This is a genomic window from Streptomyces sp. NPDC002446 (assembly GCF_053595675.1).
This window is the reverse complement of record NZ_JBSFYC010000085.1, coordinates 1-22,860: the sequence shown is the minus strand read 5'-3', so window position 1 is coordinate 22,860 and position 22,860 is coordinate 1. Positions and strand designations below refer to the sequence as shown.

Below are 22,860 nucleotides of genomic sequence, written 5' to 3'. Positions count from 1 at the left end.
GCACGGGTTCGGCGACCCCTACGCGGAGTCACCACCAGCACATCCAACTTTCAAGCAATGGTAAATTGTTAGTCTCAGTAACTAGATACGGTAAGGAAAGACCGCCCAAAAGCCCCCGCCCGGACCTGTGCGAGGAAGGACCAGCTCCCTGACTGTCGACCACCTCAACGAACTCCTGCTGATCTGCTCTCTCGTACTGCTCATCGCGGTGGCCGCGGTACGGGTCTCCTCGCGCAGCGGGCTCCCCAGCCTGCTCATCTACCTGGGGATAGGCGTCGCCATAGGGCAGGACGGCCTCGGCGGCGTCGTCTTCGACAACGCCGAGCTGACCCAACTCCTCGGCTATGCCGCACTGGTCGTGATCCTCGCCGAGGGCGGCCTGGGCACCAAGTGGAAAGAGATCAAACCGGCGCTGCCCCAAGCGGCGGCGCTCTCGACGGTCGGCGTCGCGGTGAGCGTGGGGGTCACCGCGGCCGGAGCGCACTATCTGGCCGGAATTGACTGGCGCCAGTCGCTGCTGATCGGCGCCGTGGTCTCCTCGACGGACGCCGCGGCCGTCTTCTCCGTGCTGCGCAACGTTCCGCTCCCGGCCCGTCTGACAGGTGTCCTGGAAGCCGAGTCCGGCTTCAACGACGCCCCCGTGGTCATCCTCGTCGTCGCCTTCTCCACCGCGGGACCGGTCGACCACTGGTACGTCCTGCTCGGCACCATCGCCCTGGAGCTGGCGATCGGCGCCGCCATCGGACTGGCCATCGGGTGGCTCGGCGCGTACGGCATGCGGCATGTGGCGCTGCCCGCCTCCGGCCTCTACCCGATCGCCGTCATGGCCATCGCCGTCTCCGCGTACGCGGCCGGCGCGCTGGCGCACGGCTCCGGCTTCCTCGCCGTCTATCTGGCCGCGGTGATCCTCGGCAACGCCAAACTGCCGCACGCGCCGGCCACCCGCGGATTCGCCGAAGGGCTCGGCTGGATCGGCCAGATCGGCATGTTCGTGCTGCTGGGCCTGCTGGTGACCCCGCACAAGCTGATCAACGACTTCGTGCCCGCCCTGGTCATCGGCCTGATCCTGACGATCGTGGCCCGGCCGGCGTCCGTGTTCACCGCACTGCTGCCGTTCCGGGTGCCCTGGCGGGAGAAGACCCTGCTGTCGTGGGCCGGGCTGCGCGGCGCGGTCCCGATCGTGCTGGCCACCATCCCGATGGTGGGCGACGTACCCGGCAGCCAGCGGGTCTTCAACATCGTCTTCGTCCTGGTCGTCGTCTACACCCTCGTCCAGGGGCCGACGCTGCCGTGGCTGGCCCGGCGGCTGAAGCTGGGCGACGGCAAGGAGGCCGCCGACCTGGGCATCGAGTCGGCGCCCCTGGAGCGGCTGCGCGGCCATCTGCTGTCCACGTCCATCGGCCCGACGTCCCGTATGCACGGCGTCGAGGTCGGCGAGCTGCGGATGCCCGCGGGCGCCGCGGTCACCCTCGTCGTACGGGACGGCTCCAGCTTCGTACCCTCGCCGACCACGGTGCTGCGGCGCGGCGACGAGCTGCTGGTGGTCGCCACCGACCCGGTGCGCGACGCGGCCGAGCGCCGACTGCAGGCGGTCTCCCAGGGCGGCAAGCTGGCCGGCTGGCTGGGGACGGACGGCACCACCGAGCGGCGCCACCGAGGGCGAAGCCCGCGCTGACCCTGGGCCGCCCCGGCGCGGCCGAAAATGTGCTGCAAATCTCCACGGATCTCAAGGAAATCCGCGAGAAGCCCTGGCTAATCCCAGGGCTTCTCGCGTTTCGGCCTGTAGTATGCAAAGGAACATCGACGAACCAACTCTGCCTGATGCAGAGCTGGCGCGACCGCTCGGCGGCCGCGGTCCCCTGCCACACGCAGCCACCTCTCGGGGTGCGGACCATGCGGTATCACTCGGTCCTGCGCGAGAGGACAGCTCTCGGCGCGCACCCGTGACGACCTCGCGGGCGGCGCGCTACCAGGCGGCAGAAAGGCCCGGCCGTGGCATCCGCGGTCAAGGACTCCCGTCCCGGTTACGGACAACTCCTCCGCACCCCTGGTGCATGGACATTCCTGCTGCCCGGCTTCCTGGCCCGGCAGCCCTTCGCGATGCTGACGATCGGCATCGTGCTGCTCGTCCAGTCCACGACGGGCTCCTACGGCACCGCCGGCGCGGTGTCCGCCACCACCGGCGTCGCGATGGCGCTGTTCGCCCCGCAGAGCGGCAAGCTCGCCGACCGCTTCGGCCAGCGCGCCGTCCTCATCCCCGGCGTCCTGGTCCACGTCGCCGGTGTCGCGACCCTGATCACCCTGGCCCTGCTCCACGCCCCCCTGTGGGCGCTGATCGCGGTGGCCGTCCCCACGGGCGCCTCGACTCCGCAGGTCGGCCCGATGGTGCGGGCCCGCTGGGCCTCCCGGCTCGGCGGCAGCCCGCTGATGCCGACGGCCGCCGCCTTCGAGTCGGTGACCGACGAGTTCACCTTCGTGGTCGGGCCCGTCCTCGCGACCGCGCTGTGCACGGGCGTCCACCCGGCCGCGGGTCTGATCGCCGAGGCCGCGCTGACACTGGCCGGCGGTCTGCTGTTCGCCTCGCAGCGGCGCAGCCAGCCGCCGGTGCACCGGGCCGAGGCCGGCGACCGGCCGCGCGTCTCGGCGCTGTCGGTGCCCGGCGTACGCGTGCTGATCGTGGCGTTCCTCGGCATCGGCACCGTCTTCGGCGGTATGCAGGTCTCGCTGACGGCCTTCACCCAGCACATCGGGCAGCCCGGCATCAACGGCGTGCTCTACGGGATCTTCGCGGGCGGCAACATGCTCGCCGGCGTTGCCTGCGGCGCGATCGCCTGGAAGGTCGGCCCGCGGCGCCGGCTGCTGGTCGCCTACGGCCTGCTCGCCCTGGCCACCACCCCGCTGTGGGCGGTGACCGCGGTGCCGCTGCTGGGCGCCGTCGGCCTGGTCGTCGGACTGTGCATCGCCCCGGCCCTGATCACCGGCTACACGCTGGTCGAGTCGCTGGTGCCGGCCGCCGCCCGCACCGAGGCCTTCACCTGGCTGACCGGCGCGGTCGCGCTGGGCCAGGCGGCCGCGGCCACGTCCGCCGGCCAGCTGGCGGACCGCTTCGGACCGAGCACCGGATTCCTGGTGCCGCTGGCCGGCACGGCGCTGGCCCTGACGGTGCTGCTGGCGCTCCGCGCCCACCTGCTGCCGCGCTCCTCGACCGTGGTCGCCACCCAGGGCACGGCGGGCACCTCGCCGGTGGCCGCCGGCGACCGGGAACGGGAGCTGGCGAGCACCTGAACGGACGTGGGGTCGGTCACCGTATCCCGGCCACCGGTGGACTGACGGGCCGGAATACTGCAATATGGAGCGTCGTTAGCACTCATCGAGTGAGAGTGCCAGGAGGAAGTCAAGTGCCGACCTACCAGTACCAGTGCACCGAGTGCGGCGAGGGCCTCGAGGCGGTGCAGAAGTTCACCGACGACGCGCTCACGGAGTGCCCCAGCTGCAACGGACGCCTCAAGAAGGTGTTCTCCGCGGTCGGCATCGTCTTCAAGGGCTCCGGCTTCTACCGCAACGACAGCCGTGGTGCGTCGTCCAGCAGCAGCCCCGCGAAGAGCTCCTCCTCGTCGAGCGGCACGTCCTCCTCGGACTCCAGCGGCTCGTCGTCGGGCAGCTCCGACTCCAAGTCGGCCGCCCCGGCCGCGTCGGCCTCCAGCAGCACGTCGAGCACCAGCTCCGCGGCCTGACCCGCCCGCCCCGTACTTCTCCGGACCCCGCCGTCTTCCCGGACGGCGGGGTCCGGTGCGTCCGGCCCCGCTAGGGTGGCCCGCATGGCTGACGCGGAGATAGGCGTTATCGGCGGCTCGGGGTTCTACTCCTTCCTCGACGACGTGACCGAGATCACGGTGGACACCCCCTACGGTCCCCCGAGCGACTCACTGTTCCTGGGCGAGATCGCCGGCCGTCAGGTCGCCTTCCTGCCCCGGCACGGGCGCGGCCACCACCTCCCGCCGCACCGCATCAACTACCGCGCCAACCTGTGGGCGCTGCGCTCGGTCGGCGTACGGCAGGTCCTCGGCCCGTGCGCGGTGGGCGGTCTGCGCCCCGAGTACGGCCCCGGCACGCTGCTCGTCCCCGACCAGCTCGTCGACCGCACCAAGGCCCGCGCCCAGACCTACTTCGACGGCCACCCGCTGCCCGATGGCAGCGTCCCCAACGTCGTCCACCTCACCTTCGCCGACCCGTACTGCCCCACGGGCCGCCAGGCCGCCCTCAAGGCTGCCCGCGGCCGCGACTGGGAGCCGGTCGACGGCGGCACCCTCGTCGTCATCGAGGGCCCCCGCTTCTCCACCCGCGCCGAATCGCGCTGGCACGCCGCGCAGGGCTGGTCGGTGGTCGGTATGACGGGCCACCCCGAGGCGGTCCTGGCCCGCGAGCTGAGCCTCTGCTACACCTCGTTGTCCCTGGTCACCGACCTGGACGCGGGCACCGAGACCGGCGACGGCGTCTCCCACGAAGAGGTCCTCGCCGTCTTCGGCCAGAACATCGGCCGGCTGCGCGAGGTGCTCTTCGACGCGGTCGCCGCACTGCCCGACAGCACCACCCGCGACTGCCTGTGCACGGACGCCCACGCGGGCTGGGACCTGGGCATCGAGCTGCCGTGACGTGACGGGGTGAACGCCGGGCGCGGCGGTGACGTCCTGCCGTCGTGGCGCGGCAGCCGTCATGCCGTCGTTCTGCGGCAGCCGTCGTGGCATCGGGGCACGGCAGTCGTCGTGGCGCGGCAGGGGCCGGCGGGTCCGGCCTCCCTCTCCCGGGTGGCCGGGTTATCCACAACGGCGGGGTCGTCCACAGCCCCGAGCGGGCGGGAGCGCATTGCGGCACGGTGGTGATCGCCGGTTCCTCCGAGCGCGATCCCAACCCCTCACCACAGGCGGTGACCACCCATGCCCTGCCCGTCCCCCGCCCTCTCCCACCGGGCCCCTTCCCCGACCTCTGTCTCCTCCACTGTCTCCTCCGCCGGCTGCGCTCCCGACCCGCTCCTCTCCCCGCCGCTCCCCGCTCCCCCTTGCTGTGAAGTACCGCACTTCGAGCCGGTACGGCCCGGCGGCGGCAGGCTCCGCCAGGGGCGGGCTACACGGCGGCGGATGCTGGCCGCCGGCCTGGCGATGGCCGCCGCAGCACTGGCCGGCGGAGCTTCGTACGGAGCCGTACGAACCGCTCCCGCTCCCGGCTGCCCGTCGGCGACGGCCGCGGGAGGGCGGTAGCCATGCCCCAAGATCGAGTGGCGTCCGTCCCTGCGTCACGCAACACTGCTGCGAGTGGCGGGGCATCTGCCGCGCGCCAATGGGGGCGCGCCCACCGCACCGGTACCGCCGAATCCGTCCGTCCGACGCACCGGACCCACCACCCCGTCCGCCGGATCCGCACTGACGCGCCGGCCGATCACTGGTCCGAGTTGCGGGACTGGACACCCCTGCCCCGCCCTGCCGTAAGTTGCGGTGCTGATCGTTGGTGCACCGTCCGTAGTGAGCGTGGAAAGAGGCTGTCAGGTGAGCGAGAGCAAGGGCGTCCTGCAGGGATTCAAGGAATTCCTGATGCGCGGCAACGTCATCGAACTCGCGGTCGCGGTGGTCGTCGGTGCGGCGTTCACCAACATCGTGAATGCCGTGGTCAAGGGCGTCATCAACCCGATCATCGGTGCCCTGGGCTCGCAGAACCTCGACAACTACAAGGCCTGCCTCACCACCTGCCACATCGACAAGAAGACGGGCCAGTTCACCGACGGCATCTACGTCCTCTGGGGTTCGGTGCTGAGCGCCGCGCTGACGTTTCTGATCACGGCGGCGGTCGTCTACTTCCTCATGATCCTTCCGATGAACAAGTGGAAGGAGCGCCAGGAGGCCAGGAAGCCGGTCGACGACACCCCGCCGACCCTGACCGAGGTCGAGCTGCTCACCGAGATCCGCGATGCGCTGATCGCCCAGCGCACCGGCTCGCACACCCTCCGGTCCTCCGCCTCGGGGACCATCGGCACTCAGAAGACCCAGGAGTAGGAGTAGCAGGCGCCGAAGAAGGCCGGCATACGCCGCCCCCTCGCCTCGCTCAGAGGTGGTGGGGCGGCTTTTCGTCGAGGAAGCGGGCGAGATCGGCGGCGCTGTCCCCGCCGGCCGGGCGCTCGCCCCAGCCGCGGTCGGTGTCGTCCGAGGACTGCTGGCTCAGCGGGTCGTCGAAGATCAGCGCCGCGGCGGGCCTGCGGGCCGGGCGCGGTACGGCCGCCGCGGCCGGAACCTGGCCTCCGCGGTCCTCGCCGTCCGCGTCGCCGGTGGGCTGGGGCGCGGGCATCTGCTCGGGTTCGGGGGTGGTGCTCACCCCTCCAGGGTACGGGCGGGCCCGACCCCGCCGTCGCCGTCGCCGTCGCTCAGCAGGCACCCGCGCCGCCCCCCCGGCCACGGGCGAGCCGCCGTGGGGCGCGGGCTGCCTGTTGGGGTGGATCAGGGGCGGGTTGCCTGCTTGGGGCGGACCAGAGGCGGGGTGCCTGCTCGGGGCGGATCAGGGTCGGACGGGCCGCTCAGTCGGTCACGGTCGGCTCGCCGGCGGTCTGGTCGCTGGCCGTCTGGTCGCTGGCCGTCTGGTCGCCGGCGGTCGGTTGCCGCTCGTCTCTCCGGGCCGGAAGAAGCCGAGGCACCGGTGGCACCCCTCCGGCGCCTGGCCGCCCGGGGTCCAGATCACCGTCGCCCGTGTCCGCCCACGCAGCCGGACCTCTTCGCACAAGGGCTCCACGGCGAACCGGCCATGCTCGCGGGCTCGCGGGCTCGCGGGCTCGCGGCCCTGTTTGACCGGCGCGATGTCCGGGCGCCCGACACCCGGGCGCAGCCTGCTCTGCGAACTCGCCTCCCGCTAGCCGCCCTTGTCGTGGGTGGGTATGGGGTGCGGGCGCTGCCCGTCGTGGGGGCGGGTCGGTGGGCTCTGGGAGGCGTGATTGCGTCTGCGGGGGCTGTTGCGGTCGGTGCCGGGGAGGGGGTGGCGGAGGTGTGCGTGGTCCGGGCGAGGCATGGGTGACCGCCTCTCAGTCGGGTGCCGGGGAGGGGCCGGGCGCCCTGGGACGTCCGAGGGCTGCGACACGGATCCACGCTAGGCGGCCATGGGACCCGCGGCCTGTTGTGCGGGGCCACTTGGGTGACCACCCCCGGCGCGAGCGACCCGTCTCCCTGCCACCTCTGCCTGCCCGCAGCCCGCCCCTGACCCTCAGCGGCCCGCCTCTGCCCGTCCGCGGCCCGCCTCTGGCCGTCAGCAGCCCGCCTCTGCCGCTGGCGGCCCGCCCCTGACCGTCAGCGGCCGGCCGCCGCCGTGCCTCCGAGTGCGTCGTGCCACCACATGTCGCGGCCGGGCTTCCAGGACACCGGGCGCGAGCAGCGGTTCACGACCAGCACCGTGCGATCGGACGCGCCCCCCGCGGCCGCGCCTCGCGCCAGTGCATGGTCGAGCAGCGCCTTCACCGGCCGTACTGCCCCGTCCCAGAACGCCGCGTCCGCAGTGATCACCACCCGGGCGTCCGACTCCCGGGTCCGTGCGACGAGTTCGGGCACCGTCAGCGAGACCGGCAGCGTGGTGCGTATCGCGTCCAACCGGCCGCAGGCGAGGGTGGCTATCACCGACTCCGGGACCAGCGGCAGATGGACCGCGACCCGGTCACCGGCGCGCACCCCGAGCCGGGTGAGCGCGGCGGCGGCCCGTTCGGCCTGGTCGAGGAGCATGCCGTGGGTTAACTCCTCCAGACGCCCCGGCTCCCCGTTCCAGGTGAGGGCGATCCGCGACGTCTCCGGCTCTTGAACAGCCCGGGCGTCTTCTGCATGCTCTGAGGTCACACGGCGCAACATGCGGATCAGCATGTAGATCACCGATCAACGTTCGCTGAACGTCCGCTGTACGGGGCCGGCGCTTACGGGTCCCCCGGTGATCTGCCGCCTACGTCCTTCCCCCTTCTGGTGCACTCCACACTCCATCCCTCCATCCCTCCCTCCCCCCTCTCGCTTCCCGCTGAACTCCTTCGTGCTGACCTCAGGCGCTCATGCGCCGCGAGCGCACGGGCGGGCGAGGCCTTCGGGGCGTCCAAGGCTGTGCAGACGGCCGCGGCCGGGGCAGGGCTGGCCCTCGCCGCCGCGGCCATCCCGAGCCCTGACGAGCCCTGACGAGCCCCCGAGGGACCCTGACGAGCCCCCGAGGGACCCTGCCGCGCCCCCGAGGAACCCTGCCGCGCCCCTGAGGCCGGGCAACTCACCCCCGCCCGGCGATCACCCCTTCCCCGCGCCCGCCGCCGCCTCGTATCCGCCCACCACATCGCACACTTCGCCAAATCCGCGCGCCTCCAGCAGCGCCGCCGCGATCACCGACCGGTTCCCGCTGCGGCAGTAGAGGACGACCGGGCGCGCCGGATCCAGTTCGGCGATGCGGTCGGGGAGCGTGGCCAACGGGATGCTGCGGGCGCCGGGGAGGGCGCCCGCCGCGTATTCGGCCGGGTTGCGGACGTCGATCAGCTGGGCGTGCGCCGGCCGGTCGCCGCGCACCTCCCCCTCCCCCTCCCCCAGGGCGAGTTCCTCAGGGACGAGGCGATGGCTGTGCCGTACGAGCGCCGGGGCGCGGTCCAAGGCGGCGGCGGGGTCGGGCAGATGGCCGATGACGTGGTCATAGCCGATGCGGGCGAGGCGGAGGCGGGCCTCCTGCTCCTTGCCGGGCTCGGCGAGCAGCACGATCGGGGTGCCCGGGGCGACCACGCTGCCGGCGTACTCCGCGAACCGGGTGTCCAGGCTCGTGTGCAGCGAACCGGCCAGATGCGCGCGGGTGTAGGCGGCCAGCGGGCGGCAGTCGAGGAGGGCGGCGCCCTGCTGGTCGCGGGCCGCGAGCGCCTCCTCCAGGGTGAGCGCGGGCGGCGGGGCGGCGTCCAGGAGGGGGTGGCCGTCCCGGTTGAGGGCCGCATCGTGCGCGAAGTAGCCGGGAGTCGCCGGTTGCTCGGCGGTGACCAGCCGGACGAACGCCTCCTCCGGCATGGGCTGCAGCGCGTAGTTGAGGCGGCGCTGGTCGCCGATGGTGGAGCTGGTCTCGGTGGACAGACTGCGGCCGCAGGCCGATCCGGCGCCGTGTGCGGGAAAGACCCGGGTCGCGTCCGGGAGGGTCAGTAGTTTGGTGTGCAGGGAGCGGTGCAGACGTGCGGCCATGTCCTCGGGGGAGTGCCCGGCGGCGGAGAGCAGGTCGGGGCGGCCGACATCGCCGACGAAGAGGGTGTCGCCGGTGAGCACCCCGAACGGCACGGCATCGTCGGGGTTTTCGTGGATGACCAGGCAGATGGACTCCATGGTGTGGCCGGGGGTGGCCAGGACCGTGAGGGTGACCCCTTCGCCTTCGCCCGCGCCCAGCCGGATGCGCTCACCATCCCGTAACCGCCTTGTGGGGAAGCCGGTTTCGGCGGCCTCCCCGAAGGCGACGGTGGCGCCGGTGGCCTCTGCGATCTCAAGGTGGCCCGAGAGGAAGTCGGCGTGAATGTGCGTCTCGATGACGAGTTCGATGCGCAGCCCGGCGGCCTCCGCGTCCTGCAGATAGTCGTCGATGTCGCGGCGCGGGTCCACGAGGACGGCGCGGCCGGTGGTCCGGTCGCCGATCAGATACGACGCCTGCGAGAGGCAGTCGAGGTAGTACTGGGCGAAGTGCACGGTCGGCCTCCTGGGGATGGGCGGGGTGCGTCGTGCGGATGCGTGTGTCGTGCGGATACGTGCGTTGTGCGGATGTGTGCGTTGTGCGGATGTGTGCGTTGTGCGGATGCACGGATGTACGTACATTAAGGAGCCGGGTCGATGGGCGACAAGCGGGGCGGCGCTCACGCCGTCCGCGCGGCGACTTGAGTCGGCATCAGCTGACGTCACATCACCCGCGCACTCGTATCCGTACCCCGGAGGAGCCACCATGACGACCGAGCCGCCAACGGACGGCGCCCCCGGCGGGCACGGACCGCGCCCCCTGGACCGGCGCTCACCGCTCCCCCTCTGGGCACAGCTCTTCGACGATCTGCGCCGCCGGATGGCGGCCGGCGCGTTCACCGAGGAGTTCCCGGCCGAACACCGGCTCACCGCCGAGTACGAGGTCAGCCGGCACACCGTCCGCGAGGCGCTGCGCAAGCTGCGCGCCGACGGCCTGGTGATCGCCGAACGCGGCCGCGGCAGCCGGCTGGACACCCGCCGCATACAGCAGCCCCTGGGCTCGCTCTACAGCCTCTTCCGCGAGCTGGAGGGCCAGGGGGTCGAGCAGCGCAGCGAGGTGCTGCGGCTGGAGCGGACCGCGGACGGGACGGTCGCGGGGCATCTGGGGCTGATCCCGGACGCACCCCTGGTCGTACTGGAGCGGTTGCGGCTCGCGGACGGCGAACCGCTCGCCCACGACACCGCGTATCTGCCCGCCGAGATCGCCGAGCCGCTGCTGGAGGCCGACTTCGGGCACACCTCGCTCTACGGGGAGCTGTCGCGGCGCTGCTCGGTGAAGGTCACCGGCGGCCGCGAGCGGATCCAGCCGTTCCTGCCGGACATCCGGCAGGCGTGGCTGCTGGGACTGGCCGACCGGGAGCCGGCGTTCGCCATCGAGCGGCTGGGCCGGGCCGGGGAACGGCCGGTGGAGTGGCGGGAGACGGTGGTGCGCGGCGACCGGTTCACCTTCGTCGCGGAGTGGTCCGACGACAGCCGGAAGGTCGCCCTCGCGCCGCGGGCCGCGAGCCCTTCGGCGGTGACGAGCCCGTCCTCGGTGGCGAGCCCTTCGGCGGTGACGAGCCCGTCCTCGGTGGCGAGCCCTTCGGCGGTGACGAGCCAGTCTTCCGGCGCGAGCCCGTCCTCCGTCGCGAGCCCGTCCGCGGCCGCGAGCCCGTCGTCGGCCTCCTGTCCGTCCGCCTAGCGTGTCCGTCGTCTTAGCCGTTGCGGCGCTGCCGTGCGGGCTGCTGATAGGGCTGCTGCTGGGGGCGCTCGGCGGCGGCGGTTCGGTGCTGGCGGTGCCCGCGCTGGTGTATCTGCTGGGGCAGTCACCGCACGCGGCGACCGCGGGCGCGCTGGTCGTCGTCACGGCCGGTGCGGCGGCCGGACTCCTGCGCCACGCCCGCGCGGGCCGGGTCCACTGGACGGCCGGCGCCACCTTGGGCGTACTGGGTACGGCCGGCAGCTACCTCGGCTCCCGCTGGAGCGCGGCGCTGTCCCCCGACGTCCTGATGGCAGCGTTCGCCGGGCTGATGCTCGTGGTCGCGGTGATGCTGGTGTTACGGGCACGGCGTGAGCGGCGCGAGCGGCGCGCAGCGCGGACCGCGTCGGGAAGCGAATCCTCACGGGAGCCCGTAGGCAATCCCGGAGGGGAGCCCGTAGGGGAGCCCATAAAGGACCCCGTAGCGAGTCCCGTAGGGAATCCCGCAGGGAACCCCGCAGGGAATTCCTCCGAGGACCGCCGCCGCCTCAGCGAACCCGTACGGGGCCCCGTAGGGCTCTCCCGTCTCGCTCTCACCGCCTCCGCCATAGGGCTGCTCACCGGCTTCTTCGGAGTCGGCGGCGGCTTTGTGGTCGTGCCCGCCCTCACCCTGGTCCTGGGCCTGGAGATGCGGGTCGCCATCGGCACCTCGCTCCTCGTCGTCCTGATCAACTCCCTTACGGCGCTGGGCACCCGGGTCGGCACCCTCACCCTCGACTGGCCGCTGCTGGCCGGCTTCGCGGTCTGCGCGGCGCTCGGCAGCCACCTCGGCCCCCGCCTCACCGCGCGCCTGCGCCCAGAGACCCTGACCACGGCCTTCGCCTCCCTCATCTCGGTGGTCGCCGCCACCATGGCGGCCACCGCCGTCCCCCACCTCTGACCGCCCGACACCTCTCGACCCGGCAACCGCACCCCCAGGAGGAACCCCATGACGCCCCCCAGCGCCGCCCAGGCCCACCACCCCGTCCTCATCGTCGGCGGCGGCACCGCGGGCATCACCGTCGCCGCCCGCTTACGCCGTGCCGGCGTCCGGGACATCACGCTGCTGGAGCCCTCCGAGACGCACTGGTACCAGCCGCTGTGGACGCTGGTGGGCGGCGGCCAGGCCCCGCTGCGCGCCGCGCTGCGCACCGAGGCGGACGTCATACCGCCCGGCGTGCGCTGGCTGCGCGAGCGCGCCACCGCCGTCGACCCGGCCGCCCGTACGGTCACCACCGGCTCCGGCCGGGTCCTGTCCTACGGACGGCTGGTGCTGGCGCCCGGGCTGCAGCTCGACTGGGACGGTGTGCCCGGTCTGGCCACGGCCCTCGGGCACGGCGGCGTGAGCAGCAACTACCGCCCCGATCTCGCCCCGCTCACCTGGGACCTGATCCGCCGGACGCGCCGCGGCACCGCCCTGTTCACCATGCCCGCCGGGCCGGTGAAGTGCGGTGGCGCCCCGCAGAAGATCGCGTATCTGGCGGCCGATCACTGGCGCAAGCGCGGCGTACTGGGCTCGATCCGCACCATCCTGGTGCTCCCGGAGCCCGCCATGTTCAAGGTGCCGGTCTTCTCCCGGGCGCTGGAGGAGACCGCCGCCCGGTACGGCATCGAGGTGCGCCTGAGCTCCGAGATGACCAGCCTGGACGGCACGGCGCGCACGGCGGAGATCACCGACCGCGCCACCGGCACGACCGAGACCGTCCACTACGACCTCCTGCACGCCGTACCGCCGCAGCGGGCCCCCCAGTGGCTCGCCGACGGCCCGCTCGCCGACCCCGACTCCCCCTACGGGTACGTCAAGGCCGACCGGCAGACCCTCCAGCACCCCGACTTCCCGGAGGTGTTCGTGCTCGGCGACGTGGCCAATCTGCCCACGTCCAAGACGGGCGCGGCGATCCGCAAACAGGCCCCGGTCGTCGTCGCCAACCTCCTCTCCGGCCTGCGCGGCCGCCCCGCCACCGCCCACTACGACGGCTACACCTCCTGCCCCCTGGTCACCGCCCGGCACAAGATGCTGCTCGCCGAGTTCGACTACGACCTGCGGCCCACCCCGTCGATCCCGTTCATCGACACCACCCGTGAGCGCACCGACATGTGGTTCCTCAAGCGCTACGGCCTGCCGCAGATGTACTTCAAGGGGATGCTGAAGGGCATCGCCTGAAGGCCTACGCGGTCGCCGCGGCCACCTCCGCGACGGCACAGCCGATGTTGTCCGGCGCACCGCCCTCGTAGGCGAGCCCGATCAGGTCCCGTACGGCCTGATCGGGGTCGCCGGCCGCGGTCAGCACGTCCTGGATCGCCTCGTTCGGCACCACCGCGGACAGTCCGTCGGTGCACAGCAGATACCTCTCGCCCGGCCGTGCCTGAAGCAGCTGCAGGTCGGGGGCGAACTCCGGGTGCCCGTCGAGTGCCCGCAGCAGCCGTGCGCGCTGCGGGTGCGACGGCGCCTCCTCGGGCGTGAGACGGCCCTCATCGATCAGGGACTGGACCAGGCTGTGGTCGTGGGTGACGCGGAAGAGGCCGGAGTCGCGCAGGACGTAGGCGCGGGAGTCGCCGATGTGCACGAGCGCCATCCGGGAACCGGAACGGAGCAGGGCGGTCAGGGTGCTGCCCGTCGGCTCGTCCGCCGACGGGGCGGCGCGGTTGGCGCGATGGGCGGCCTCTTCCAGGACGGTGAGCAGGTCCGCCGACGTCAGATCGAGGTCCTCCAGAGCCCTCAGCTCCTCGATCGCGGCGGCCGCCGCCGGGCCGCCGTTCGCGCCGTAACCGTCGGCCACGGCGAGCAGCCGCGCTCCCGCGTAGGCCGCGTCCTGGTTGGCGGGGCGGACCAGCCCCCGGTCGGTACGGGCCGCGAAGCGCATGGTCAGGGGGGTGGGCGAGGTGGTCATGGCGATGTCCTTCCGCTGCAGCTGATCGACGAGGAAGGCGGCCAGCTCACGGCGCGCGGCGAGATCGGCCTCGACCTGTGCCCAGTACGCGGCGACCGCCTCGGCCGCCGCGTTCCCGGTCAGCTCACCCACTTCGCGGATACGGGCCAGCGGCATGCCGAGCCGGCGCAGCCAGGCGACCAGCCGGGCCCGCTCCAGCTGGGCCGGGGCGTAGTGCCGGTAGCCGTTGACCGGGTCCACGTGGGCGGGGCGCAGCAAGCCGAGCTCGTCGTACAGCCGCAGTGCCTTCGGCGAGAGCCGGCAGGCGCGCGCGAACGCCCCGATGGTCAGCAGGTCAGCGGCCATGCGGCGGGCTCCTCCCGGCCCTTCGGGCCGTATGCCGGACCGGCCGTCAGGCCGTCCGTCCTCCTCGTACCGGGCCCCCTCGGCCCGGCACGGCCGATGCTGGGGCTTCCCCTGGGGACAAGGTCAACCGGCCGTCCCCGGGCCCAGCCGGCTGAGCGCCGCCGCGGTCAGTGCCTCGACGCCCATGGCGAGGGTCGGCCGGACCACCGGCACGAACCGCGGTGAGTGGTTGGAGGGGATGTCCTGGGCGAGCCGTCCGGCGGCCAGGGCCGTCCGGAACTCCTCGGGGTCCCAGCCGCCCAGCCACCAGTAGTAGAGGGGGGCTTCGGCGGCGGCCGCCAGGAGGCCGGCGTCCTCGCTGCCGGTCGCCGGTTCGTAGGCGAACAGCCGCTGTGCACCGAAGAGCCGGGTGAATGCGGCATTGACGCCGTCCAGGGTGGCCGCGTCGTTGACGGTCACCGGGAACGAGTCCAGGACCTCGGTCTCGGGTGCGCGGTCGGCACCGGAGGCGGCGGCCTCGGCGCGGGCGATGCGGTCGACGGCGGCCAGTACGGCGGTGCGTACGGTCTCGTCGAAGGTGCGGACGCTGAGCCGTACGACGGCCCGGTCGGGGATGACATTGGCGCTGTCCCCGGCGTGGAAGGAGCCGACGGTGACCACCACCCGGTCCTTGGGCGCGACCTCGCGGGCCACCACGGACTGCACCCGCTGGACGAAGGCGGCGGCCATCAGGAGGGGGTCGACGGTGGTCTCGGGGCGCGAGCCATGGCCACCGGTGCCATGGAAGGTGATCTCCAGGCTGTCGGCTGCGGCCATACAGGCGCCGGGGCAGTAGGCGATCAGCCCGGCGCCGAACGGCGCGACATGCTGCGCGAGCACCACGTCGGGCGTGGGGACCAGGCCCTTGCTGTAGAGGCCGGCGTCGAGCATGGCGCGGGCGCCGCTGCCGACCTCCTCGGCGGGCTGGAAGAGCGCGATCAGGGTGCCGGACCAGTGCTCGCGGCCGGCGGCGAGCAGATCGGCGGCGCCCAGCAGACAGGTGACGTGGACGTCGTGGCCGCAGGCGTGCATCCGGCCGGGGACCGTGGAGGCGTAGGGCAGGCCGGAGTCCTCGGTGACGGGCAGCGCGTCCATGTCGGCGCGCAGCAGGACCACCGGGCCGGGGCCGTTGCGCAGGACGCCGACGACACCGGTCCCGGCTATGCCGGTGGTGACGTCGTAGCCGTGGCCGGTCAGCCGGCGGGCGGCCTCGGCGGCGGTACGGGTCTCCTGGAAGCCGAGTTCGGGGTGGCGGTGGAGGTCTTCGTAGAGGGCCACGAGGTCCGGGAGGCGGTCGTCGAGCGGGGCCAGGACGGTGGCGGGGGTCGGGACCGGGGCGGTCGTGTCACTGTCGCTCATATACGCATTCGACCATGGAGCACCGCCCGCCATCGAGCGCCGGCCCGGCCCCGGCCCGGCCCCGCTCGACGACCGCCGGCGCACCCGCCGCTGGCCGGACTTGGCGGGTGGCCGCGCCGCCTCCCGTGACACCACCGCCCCCGGCTGCAACCGTGGATCACCCCCTGCCTGCGACCGCCGACCAGCAGGCCCAAGCCGAGGACCGGAGGCTGACGTTGGCCGCTTCACTCCACCACCCGACCGGCGAGCCCCACGACATGGCGACCCATCTGATGGACCTCGCCATGGGCCATCTCTTCTCCGCGGCCCTGCGCACCGCGGCCCACCACCGCATAGCCGACCGCCTTGCCGAGGGCCCCCGCACCGTCGAGCAGCTCGCCGCGGCCACCGACACCCACGCCCCGCATCTGCGCCGCGTACTGCGCTACCTCGCCACCCGCGGCATCTTCCGGGAGGACGCCGCGGGCGCCTTCCAGCTGACGCCGGCCGCCGAAGCGCTGCGCACGGATGCCCCGCAGTCGCTGCGGCCCGCCGTCCTGATGATGACCGACGAGCTGTTCCTGCAGACATCGGCCGGTATGCCGGAGGCGGTACGGCACGGCGGCGCCGCCTTCGAGCGGCTCTTCGGGGCGCCCTTCTTCGACCATCTGCTGTCGGATCCGGCCACCCGCGAGCTCTTCGACAGCGGGATGTCGTCCGTCTCCGGTCCGGTGGACGAGGCGGTGGTCGCCGCGTACCCGTTCCCGGAGACCGGAACGGTCGTGGACGTCGGCGGCGGCCGCGGCGGTCTGCTGCGCGCCGTGCTGCGCCGCCACCCCCAGCTGACGGGGGTGCTCTTCGACCAGGCGCCGCCGCTGGCCCACCACCTGCTGGACGGCGACGAGCTGAAGGGGCGCTGGCGCACGCAGGAGGGGGACTTCTTCACGTCCGTACCGTCCGGCGGCGAGGTCTACGTCCTCAAGCACATCCTCCACGACTGGTCCGACGACGCCTGCCGGCGCATCCTGCGCGCCTGCCACGGGGCCATGGCGACGGGCAGCCGGCTGCTGGTCGTCGAGTGCGTACTGCCGTCGGGCAACGCCCCGCACTTCGGCAAGACCCTGGACGTCGCGATGATGGCGCTCCTCGACGCCAAGGAGCGCACCGCCGAGGAGTTCGCGACGCTGCTGGCGGCGAACGGCTTCCGGCTGACCCGGGTGCTGCCGACCACGTCCTACCCCTCGATCGTGGAGGCCGTCGCCGAATGACGGCCGTCCCGCGACACACCCGCTCCCCTCGTTGGCCCCGCCCCCGGCCCGCGCTCTACTGATCGGGCCGCCCCGGGCCGACGAGAGGAGCTGATGTGCCGGTCCTCATGCGTGCCCGCAGCCGCGACGAGGCGCACCGCACCGCCACCCCGCTGGAGCTCTTCTTCGACCTGTGCTTCGTCGTGGCCATCGCACAGGCCGGCGGCCAGTTGGCGCACGCCCTGGCCGAGGGGCATCCGGGGCACGGCATCGCCGGCTATCTGATGCTCTTCTTCGCCATCTGGTGGGCCTGGATGAACTTCAGCTGGTTCTCGTCGGCGTACGACACCGATGACGCGCTCTACCGCGTGGTGACGCTGGTCCAGATGGCGGGGGTGCTGGTGCTGGCCGCCGGTGTGCCGCGGGCGTTCGCGCACAGCGACTTCACCGTCATCTGGTTCGGCTATCTGGTGATGCGGCTGGCCATGGTCACCCAGTGGCTGCGGGCCGCCCACGGCAGCCAGGGGGCCGAACGGCGCACCGCGCTGCGTTACGCCCTGGGGGTGACGGTGTGCCAGGTCGGCTGGCTGGGCCTGCTCGTCCTGCCCCACGACGTCCTGCCCTGGGTGTTCCTGGTCGTGGGCCTGATGGAGCTGGCCGTCCCCGTATGGGCCGAACGGGAGCGGCAGACGGCCTGGCATCCGCATCACATCGCCGAGCGCTACGGCCTGTTCACCATCATCGTGCTCGGTGAGACCGTCGCGGCGGCCACCGTGGCGGTGCAGTCGGCGCTGGACGAGACCGACGAGCTGGGCACCCTGCTGCCGATCGCGGCCGGCGGGCTGCTGGTGGTCTTCGCCGCGTACTGGATCTACTTCGCGGTGCCCATCCACCTCCACCTGCGCTCGAACACCCAGGCGTTCCTGTGGGGCTACGGCCACTACCTCGTCTTCGGCTCGGCGGCCGCGGTCGGCGCGGGCATCGAGATCGCGGTGGAGGAGGCGGTCGGCGAGGCGCATCTGTCGGCGTACGGGGCGGCCGCCTGCGTCACCGTGCCGGCCGCCCTGTTCATGTTCACCGTCTGGCTGATCCACTCCCGGCACCAGAAGCGCGGCCCGGCCCAGCAGCTGGTGCTGCCGGTGTCGTCCGTGCTGGTCCTGGCGTGCACGTTCGCCGGGCACTGGGCGGTCCTGGCGGCCGGTCTGGTGGCATCCGCAACGGTTGCCGTGGGCGTCACCCTTACGGCCCGTCAGGGCACCGCCCTGGAGGAGTAGCGGACGGGGGCCGCGCCCCGGGCGCCGCGCGGCGCCCGCCCTCCGCCTCCGTCACCCGTCCCGGCGAACGGCGTCCCCCGTCCCGGCGAAGGGTCCGGCCCCGGTCTTCGCCAGGGGCTCCGGCGGACGGCCCCGCCCCTTCCCCCATAAGTGTGCCGAACGGCCGTACAGCCGCCGAGATCACCCTGATTCCGCATCAGATTCGGCCATCTTCGACCCCGTCCGGCAGACGGCCCGCGACCAGTACCGCCGCACCGGGCCGCCACCCCATTCCCCGTCAATTACCCACCAATGGACCTCACTTCTCAGGGCTTCGCCCTCTTGTTCCCCACGGTTCCCGCTGGCCCCCGGAGGCGCGCCGACGCAGACGCGGTAGGGTGCAGATTGCCCTTTTTATGACAGGGGGTCTCCTACGGGAAGCCCCTGAGGCCGACCGCCGTCCGCACCTCTAGGAGACGCCCGCCATGGCCCCCCGCCACGCTCAGTCCCGCGCGCGGACGAGACTGTCCCGGCGCAGCAAGGCCGTGGGCGGACTCGCCCTCTCCACGCTCGTCGGCACCGCCCTGTGGGCCTGGCCGGCCTCGGGCGACGACCACGACGGTCTGACCGACGCCAAGAGCACCACGTCCACGACGGCTTCCGGCCCGGACACGCCACGCACCCCCGCCGTCGCGGCGAAATCCGCCCCGAACGCCACACCGCGCACCCCCGCCAGCCGCCCCATCCCCGGCCTCAGCGACGCCGCCCGCAAGCGGATACCGGCCAACGCCCGGCAGGTGCTGGTCGTCACCGGTCAGGACATGAACTCCTTCCAGTCCCGGGTCACCCTCTACACCCGCGAGGAAGGCTCGAACGACTGGCAGCCCGGCCCCGCCTGGCCCGCGCACAACGCCGCACGCGGCTGGACCAGCGACCACCGCTACGGCGATCTGCGCTCCCCCATCGGGGTCTACACCCTCACCGACGCCGGCGGCCTGCTGCCTCCCCCCGACGGCACCAAGCTCCCCTACGACCGCAACAACAGCTTCGTCGCCGACGGCACCGGCGTCGAGGGCGAGCCGCTGGCCGGCGCCTTCGACTACGTCATCGCCATCAACTACAACCGCGAGACCGGCGCCTCCCCCCTCGATCCCCGGCGTCCCTGGGGCGACGGCAAGGGCGGCGGCGTCTGGCTGCACGTCGACCACGACGGCCCCACCCAGGGCTGTGTGAGCCTCAAGCCCAAGGCGATGCGGCAGCTGCTGCGCACCCTCGACCCCGACCTGCACCCGGTCATCGTGATGGGACCGGCCGATTTCTGACCGGGCCGGCACCGGGCCGCACCCCGGACCGCAGGACGCGCTGACCGACGTCGGGGGCCTGCGGGTCGGCCACGCCCAGCGGATCGGGGACGGCGCGCTGACCGGCACCACCGTCGTCCTGGCCCCCGAGGGCGGCGTCATCGCCGCCGTCGACGTACGCGGGGGCGGGCCCGGCACCCGGGAGACCGACGCGCTGGACCCGCGCAACCTCGTCCAGCGCATCGAGGCGGTCGTGCTGACCGGCGGCAGCGCCTTCGGCCTCGACGCCGCGTCCGGTGTCGCCGGATGGCTGGAGGACCAGGGCCGCGGCTTCCGTGTGGGGGCGGACCCCGCCCAGGTCGTACCGGTCGTCCCGGCCGCGGCCCTCTTCGACCTGGGCCGCGGCGGCGACTGGCGGGCCCGCCCGGACGCCGCGCTGGGCCGCGCCGCGGCCGAGGCCGCGGCGGCCACCGCGCCCGGCGCCGCGGTCGCACAGGGCACCACGGGCGCCGGCACCGGCGCGGTGGCCGGCGGCCTCAAGGGCGGCATCGGCACCGCCAGCGCGGTTCTGCCCTCCGGCACCACCGTCGCCGCCCTCGTCGCCGTCAACGCCGCGGGCTCCCTCACCGACCCGCTCACCGGCGCCCTCTACGGCCGGCTGTACGACGGTCCCGTCACCCTCCCCGACCCGGAGCGGCACGCCGCCGCGCTACGCCGCCTGGCCGAAGCCGCGGAGATATCCCTGGCCCGCTCCGCCGCATCGGTCCGCCCGCCCCTCAACACGACCCTCGCCGTCGTCGCCACCGACGCCACCCTCACCCGCGCCCAGGCCCACAAGCTCGCCGGCACCGCCCACGACGGCCTGGCCCGCGCCATCCGGCCGGTCCACCTCCTCTCCGACGGCGACACGGTCTTCGCCCTGTCCACCGCCACCCGCCCGCTCACCCCCGAAGCGTCCCTCGCCGCTCCCCCGTTCGGCGTCCAGGCGGAGGCCGGCGCCCTGAACGCCGTCCTGGCCGCCGGCGCGGACGTGCTCACCCGCGCGGTGGTACGCGCCGCCCTGGCAGCGGACACGGTGGACGGCCCCGGAGGCCTCTTCCCCTCGTACCGGGAGCTGTACGGGGACACGAACGGCTGAGCCGCGAGGAGGGCCGGGCCTTCCCGAGCCTGACCCATCGGACGGGCTCCAGACCCCCACCGCGCCCCCTGACCATCGGACGGGCCCCTAGACCCCCACCGCGCCCAGCACCGAGCCCGCGGCGTAGGTGACCGCCATCGCCAGCGCCCCGCCGCCCACATTGCGCAGCACCGCGCGGCCCGCGGGCGCGGCGCCCAGCCGTGCGCTGCTCCACCCGCACAGCGCCAGCGCGACGAGCACCGCGAGCACGGTGATCCACAGCCGGTGCGCGGCAGGCGGCAGCACGATCGCCAGCAGCGGCAGCAGCGCCCCGGCCGTGAAGGCGAGAAAGCTGGCACCGGCGGCATGCCAGGGGTTGGTGAGCTGATCGGGGTCGATGCCCAGCTCGACCTCCGCGTGGGCGCGCAGCGCATCGTGCTCGGTCAGCTGCTCGGCGACCTCCCGGGCGAGCTCCGGCGCCAGCCCCTTGCCCGCCAACAGCTCGGTCAGCTCGACCAGTTCCGCCTGCGGCTCGGTCGCCAGCTCCCGCTTCTCCTGCGCCAGCGCGGCCTTCTCCGAGTCCCGCTGGGTGGAGACCGACACATACTCGCCGGCCGCCATCGACATGGACCCGGCCAGCAGCCCCGACAGTCCGGCGGTCAACAGCGTTCCGCGCGCGTCGGTCGCGCCGGCGACGCCGACGACCAGTCCGGCGGTGGAGACGATGCCGTCGTTGGCGCCGAGGACCGCGGCCCGCAGCCAGTTGAGCCGGCTGCCCAGGCCGCCGCCGTGCGCCTCGTCGTGCTCGGGTGTCTGCAAGCTCACCCGGGAAGCGTCTCATCCGCACCGGTGCCACCGCCTCCGACGCCACCGCGATCGCGCCCCGCTCACCCCGTCCGCACCCGGTCCAGACGTCCACGCCGTGGTCAATGCGGCCGTCCCCGCGCTCGACGCCCCCGCGGCGGCCGCGATCGGCCGGTGGTAGAAACGGCCGTATGTCCGCACCACCCCCCTCCAAACCTCCGCCGCCCACGCTCCTTCAGCCCGCTCCGCGCGAGCCGGCCCCGCGCCGCCGACTGTGGTGGCACCGGCTGATATTCGGGCTCTGGTACCGGCCGGTGGAGGTCCTGGACGAGGCGCGGGACCGCAGCGCCTGGAGCGCGGCGGTACTGCTGTGCCTGATCAGCGGCGGCATCGGGGTCGTGTCGATGGATGCGTTCCGCGGCCAGTGGGCGGCAGACCGTACGGCGGCGCTGCAGCTCGTCGGGCTGGCCGAGGCGGGGGTGCTGACCGCCAGCCTCGTGCTGGGGGCGGTCACCCACGCCATAGCCCGGACCCTCGGCGGCAGCGGCCGCTTCGCGCCGACCGCGAGCCTGTTCATCGTGCTGTTCTGGGTGACGGACCTGCCGCGGCTGGCGATCGCCGCCTGGCTGCCGAGCGGCGCCACTTTCGTCCAGGCCGCGACCTGGACGACCTGGGGCTTCGGCTACGTCCTCGCGGTACTGCTCATACGGGGTCAGCACCACCTGTCGACGTGGAAGGCCGCGGCGACGGTGTCGGTGCAGATGCTCGCCGCGCTGGCGCTGCTGAGGCTAGGCCCGGTCTACTGAGCGCCGAAGCCGCTCGGCCTGATGCCGCACCAGACCGGACGCCGGCTCAACTCCGGCTGGTCAGCTGCCGTACGAGCTCCTCGAACGCGGTGCGCTCCGCGGCGCTCAGCTCCACACACTCCGCCGGCGGCCCGGCCGGCCCGGTCTGCCGCGGCACCGAGCCGAGCAGTTCCGGCGAGAAGGGTTCCCCCGCCCGGCCGGAGCCGCGGGCGGGGGAGGGCGCCTCCTCCGGACCGCGCACCGCATAGCGCACCCGCATCTCCCGCCGGTCCCGCCGCATCGCCGCCTCGTAGCGCCCCCGTCGCAGCAGTCTGGCCAGTCCGACGGCCCAGACGACGGCCAGCGCGAAGAGCACGCCGAGGCCGATCTGCTGCAGAATCGATGCGGAGGGAAGCATGCGGTCCTCCCGGACGGGTGAGGCGCGGCGCTGGGCTGCAGTCAGTAGACACCACACCCCAGGACTTTCAACAGGGAATCTTGGGGCTTAGGTCCCGAAGTGACGCATCTCCTATGACATTTCTGCGCTTGGACCATTCCGCTGCGCTTTGCCGCGGCCGACGTTTTCGGCTGTCCCGCCGTGGGGGTTGCTGTGGGTTCGCCTGCGGCGGGCGGTGCCGCTGCGCGGGGCTGTTCGGCTGCCGGTGACGGTCCTCCGGGGCAGTGTTTCCGGACTGCTTCGCTTTACGTCCGGAAACACTGCCCCTCCGGCCCGCCCCCACCCCCGGTGGGTGGGGGAAAGACACCCCCCCCCCCAGCCCGCACA

20 protein-coding genes are annotated in these 22,860 nt (G+C 73.3%); 13 read left to right on the top strand and 7 right to left on the bottom strand.

Annotation, left to right across the window (positions count from 1 at the left end; all coding sequences use genetic code 11):
- Positions 1 to 127 precede the first annotated feature (127 nt).
- From ACWD6P_RS32320 to mscL, 5 genes are all read left to right on the top strand, one after another.
- Complete coding sequence (locus tag ACWD6P_RS32320) at positions 128 to 1,675, top strand: potassium/proton antiporter (RefSeq protein WP_451447746.1); 1,548 nt, start codon at positions 128 to 130, stop codon at positions 1,673 to 1,675.
- A 317-nt stretch (positions 1,676 to 1,992) separates the two neighbouring features.
- Complete coding sequence (locus ACWD6P_RS32315) at positions 1,993 to 3,285, top strand: MFS transporter (protein ID WP_451447745.1); 1,293 nt, start codon at positions 1,993 to 1,995, stop codon at positions 3,283 to 3,285.
- A gap of 113 nt (positions 3,286 to 3,398) precedes the next feature.
- A complete protein-coding gene (locus ACWD6P_RS32310; RefSeq protein ID WP_451447744.1) occupies positions 3,399 to 3,734 on the top strand; it encodes an FmdB family zinc ribbon protein in 336 nt (111 codons plus the stop codon).
- 84 nt (positions 3,735 to 3,818) lie between these two features.
- On the top strand, positions 3,819 to 4,652 hold the full coding sequence (locus ACWD6P_RS32305; RefSeq protein ID WP_451447743.1) for an S-methyl-5'-thioadenosine phosphorylase: 834 nt from the start codon (positions 3,819 to 3,821) through the stop codon (positions 4,650 to 4,652).
- Between the two features lie 888 nt (positions 4,653 to 5,540).
- Complete coding sequence (gene mscL / locus ACWD6P_RS32300) at positions 5,541 to 6,044, top strand: large conductance mechanosensitive channel protein MscL (RefSeq protein ID WP_451447742.1); 504 nt, start codon at positions 5,541 to 5,543, stop codon at positions 6,042 to 6,044.
- Positions 6,045 to 6,093: 49 nt separating this feature from the next.
- Here the strand turns inward: mscL and ACWD6P_RS32295 are convergent, their stop codons facing one another.
- From ACWD6P_RS32295 to ACWD6P_RS32285, 3 genes are all read right to left on the bottom strand, one after another.
- Positions 6,094 to 6,360 carry a hypothetical protein gene (locus ACWD6P_RS32295; protein ID WP_451447741.1) on the bottom strand — a complete coding sequence of 89 codons (267 nt, stop codon included), beginning with the start codon at positions 6,358 to 6,360 and terminating at the stop codon, positions 6,094 to 6,096.
- 959 nt (positions 6,361 to 7,319) lie between these two features.
- A complete protein-coding gene (locus ACWD6P_RS32290) occupies positions 7,320 to 7,868 on the bottom strand; it encodes an AMP-binding protein (RefSeq protein ID WP_451447740.1) in 549 nt (182 codons plus the stop codon).
- A 414-nt stretch (positions 7,869 to 8,282) separates the two neighbouring features.
- Positions 8,283 to 9,695, bottom strand: a complete 1,413-nt coding sequence (locus ACWD6P_RS32285) for an MBL fold metallo-hydrolase (protein ID WP_451447739.1) — start codon at positions 9,693 to 9,695, stop codon at positions 8,283 to 8,285.
- Positions 9,696 to 9,945: 250 nt separating this feature from the next.
- On the opposite strand from ACWD6P_RS32285, the gene ACWD6P_RS32280 reads away from it, so the two are divergent.
- From ACWD6P_RS32280 to ACWD6P_RS32270, 3 genes are read left to right on the top strand one after another with little or no spacing between them, the layout of a single operon-like run.
- The gene (locus ACWD6P_RS32280; protein ID WP_451447738.1) at positions 9,946 to 10,920 is read left to right on the top strand and encodes a GntR family transcriptional regulator; all 975 of its coding nucleotides are present in this window, start codon (positions 9,946 to 9,948) and stop codon (positions 10,918 to 10,920) included.
- A gap of 1 nt (position 10,921) precedes the next feature.
- Entirely contained in the window at positions 10,922 to 11,857 is a 936-nt protein-coding gene (locus ACWD6P_RS32275) for a sulfite exporter TauE/SafE family protein (RefSeq protein ID WP_451447737.1), read from the top strand.
- A 48-nt stretch (positions 11,858 to 11,905) separates the two neighbouring features.
- A complete protein-coding gene (locus ACWD6P_RS32270; protein ID WP_451447736.1) occupies positions 11,906 to 13,120 on the top strand; it encodes an FAD-dependent oxidoreductase in 1,215 nt (404 codons plus the stop codon).
- A 4-nt stretch (positions 13,121 to 13,124) separates the two neighbouring features.
- Here ACWD6P_RS32270 and ACWD6P_RS32265 read toward each other — a convergent pair whose 3' ends face one another.
- Both ACWD6P_RS32265 and ACWD6P_RS32260 read right to left on the bottom strand, forming a co-directional pair.
- Positions 13,125 to 14,192, bottom strand: coding sequence for a MerR family transcriptional regulator (locus tag ACWD6P_RS32265; protein ID WP_451447735.1), 1,068 nt, complete (start codon positions 14,190 to 14,192; stop codon positions 13,125 to 13,127).
- A 123-nt stretch (positions 14,193 to 14,315) separates the two neighbouring features.
- A complete protein-coding gene (locus tag ACWD6P_RS32260; RefSeq protein ID WP_451447734.1) occupies positions 14,316 to 15,590 on the bottom strand; it encodes an amidohydrolase in 1,275 nt (424 codons plus the stop codon).
- Between the two features lie 257 nt (positions 15,591 to 15,847).
- Between ACWD6P_RS32260 and ACWD6P_RS32255 the strand changes: the two genes are divergently transcribed.
- The 4 genes from ACWD6P_RS32255 (at position 15,848) to ACWD6P_RS32240 (ending at position 20,508) form a co-directional block, all read left to right on the top strand.
- Complete coding sequence (locus tag ACWD6P_RS32255; RefSeq protein WP_451447755.1) at positions 15,848 to 16,837, top strand: methyltransferase; 990 nt, start codon at positions 15,848 to 15,850, stop codon at positions 16,835 to 16,837.
- 107 nt (positions 16,838 to 16,944) lie between these two features.
- Positions 16,945 to 18,090 carry a low temperature requirement protein A gene (locus tag ACWD6P_RS32250; protein ID WP_451447733.1) on the top strand — a complete coding sequence of 382 codons (1,146 nt, stop codon included), beginning with the start codon at positions 16,945 to 16,947 and terminating at the stop codon, positions 18,088 to 18,090.
- Between the two features lie 464 nt (positions 18,091 to 18,554).
- A complete protein-coding gene (locus tag ACWD6P_RS32245; RefSeq protein WP_451447732.1) occupies positions 18,555 to 19,391 on the top strand; it encodes a L,D-transpeptidase family protein in 837 nt (278 codons plus the stop codon).
- Positions 19,384 to 20,508: a P1 family peptidase gene (locus ACWD6P_RS32240; RefSeq protein WP_451447754.1), complete on the top strand. Its 1,125-nt coding sequence runs from the start codon at positions 19,384 to 19,386 to the stop codon at positions 20,506 to 20,508. Before ACWD6P_RS32245 ends, ACWD6P_RS32240 begins: the two co-directional genes overlap by 8 nt.
- Before the next feature lie 87 nt (positions 20,509 to 20,595).
- Here ACWD6P_RS32240 and ACWD6P_RS32235 read toward each other — a convergent pair whose 3' ends face one another.
- A complete protein-coding gene (locus ACWD6P_RS32235; RefSeq protein WP_451447731.1) occupies positions 20,596 to 21,312 on the bottom strand; it encodes a VIT1/CCC1 transporter family protein in 717 nt (238 codons plus the stop codon).
- Between the two features lie 170 nt (positions 21,313 to 21,482).
- Here ACWD6P_RS32235 and ACWD6P_RS32230 point away from each other — a divergent pair, with 170 nt between their 5' ends.
- Positions 21,483 to 22,097, top strand: coding sequence for a Yip1 family protein (locus tag ACWD6P_RS32230; RefSeq protein WP_451447730.1), 615 nt, complete (start codon positions 21,483 to 21,485; stop codon positions 22,095 to 22,097).
- A 46-nt stretch (positions 22,098 to 22,143) separates the two neighbouring features.
- On the opposite strand, the gene ACWD6P_RS32225 is transcribed toward ACWD6P_RS32230, so the two are convergent.
- Positions 22,144 to 22,494, bottom strand: a complete 351-nt coding sequence (locus ACWD6P_RS32225; protein ID WP_451447729.1) for a hypothetical protein — start codon at positions 22,492 to 22,494, stop codon at positions 22,144 to 22,146.
- Positions 22,495 to 22,860: the final 366 nt, after the last annotated feature.

Coding starts and splice junctions, on each gene's coding strand:
- ACWD6P_RS32305 (WP_451447743.1), top strand. CDS start 3,819: ATGGCTGACGCGGAGATAGGCGTTATCGGCGGCTCGGGGTTCTACTCC.
- ACWD6P_RS32290 (WP_451447740.1), bottom strand. CDS start 7,868: ATGTTGCGCCGTGTGACCTCAGAGCATGCAGAAGACGCCCGGGCTGTT.
- ACWD6P_RS32280 (WP_451447738.1), top strand. CDS start 9,946: ATGACGACCGAGCCGCCAACGGACGGCGCCCCCGGCGGGCACGGACCG.
- ACWD6P_RS32270 (WP_451447736.1), top strand. CDS start 11,906: ATGACGCCCCCCAGCGCCGCCCAGGCCCACCACCCCGTCCTCATCGTC.
- ACWD6P_RS32265 (WP_451447735.1), bottom strand. CDS start 14,192: ATGGCCGCTGACCTGCTGACCATCGGGGCGTTCGCGCGCGCCTGCCGG.
- ACWD6P_RS32260 (WP_451447734.1), bottom strand. CDS start 15,590: ATGAGCGACAGTGACACGACCGCCCCGGTCCCGACCCCCGCCACCGTC.
- ACWD6P_RS32255 (WP_451447755.1), top strand. CDS start 15,848: ATGGCGACCCATCTGATGGACCTCGCCATGGGCCATCTCTTCTCCGCG.
- ACWD6P_RS32250 (WP_451447733.1), top strand. CDS start 16,945: ATGCGTGCCCGCAGCCGCGACGAGGCGCACCGCACCGCCACCCCGCTG.
- ACWD6P_RS32245 (WP_451447732.1), top strand. CDS start 18,555: ATGGCCCCCCGCCACGCTCAGTCCCGCGCGCGGACGAGACTGTCCCGG.
- ACWD6P_RS32230 (WP_451447730.1), top strand. CDS start 21,483: ATGTCCGCACCACCCCCCTCCAAACCTCCGCCGCCCACGCTCCTTCAG.
- ACWD6P_RS32225 (WP_451447729.1), bottom strand. CDS start 22,494: ATGCTTCCCTCCGCATCGATTCTGCAGCAGATCGGCCTCGGCGTGCTC.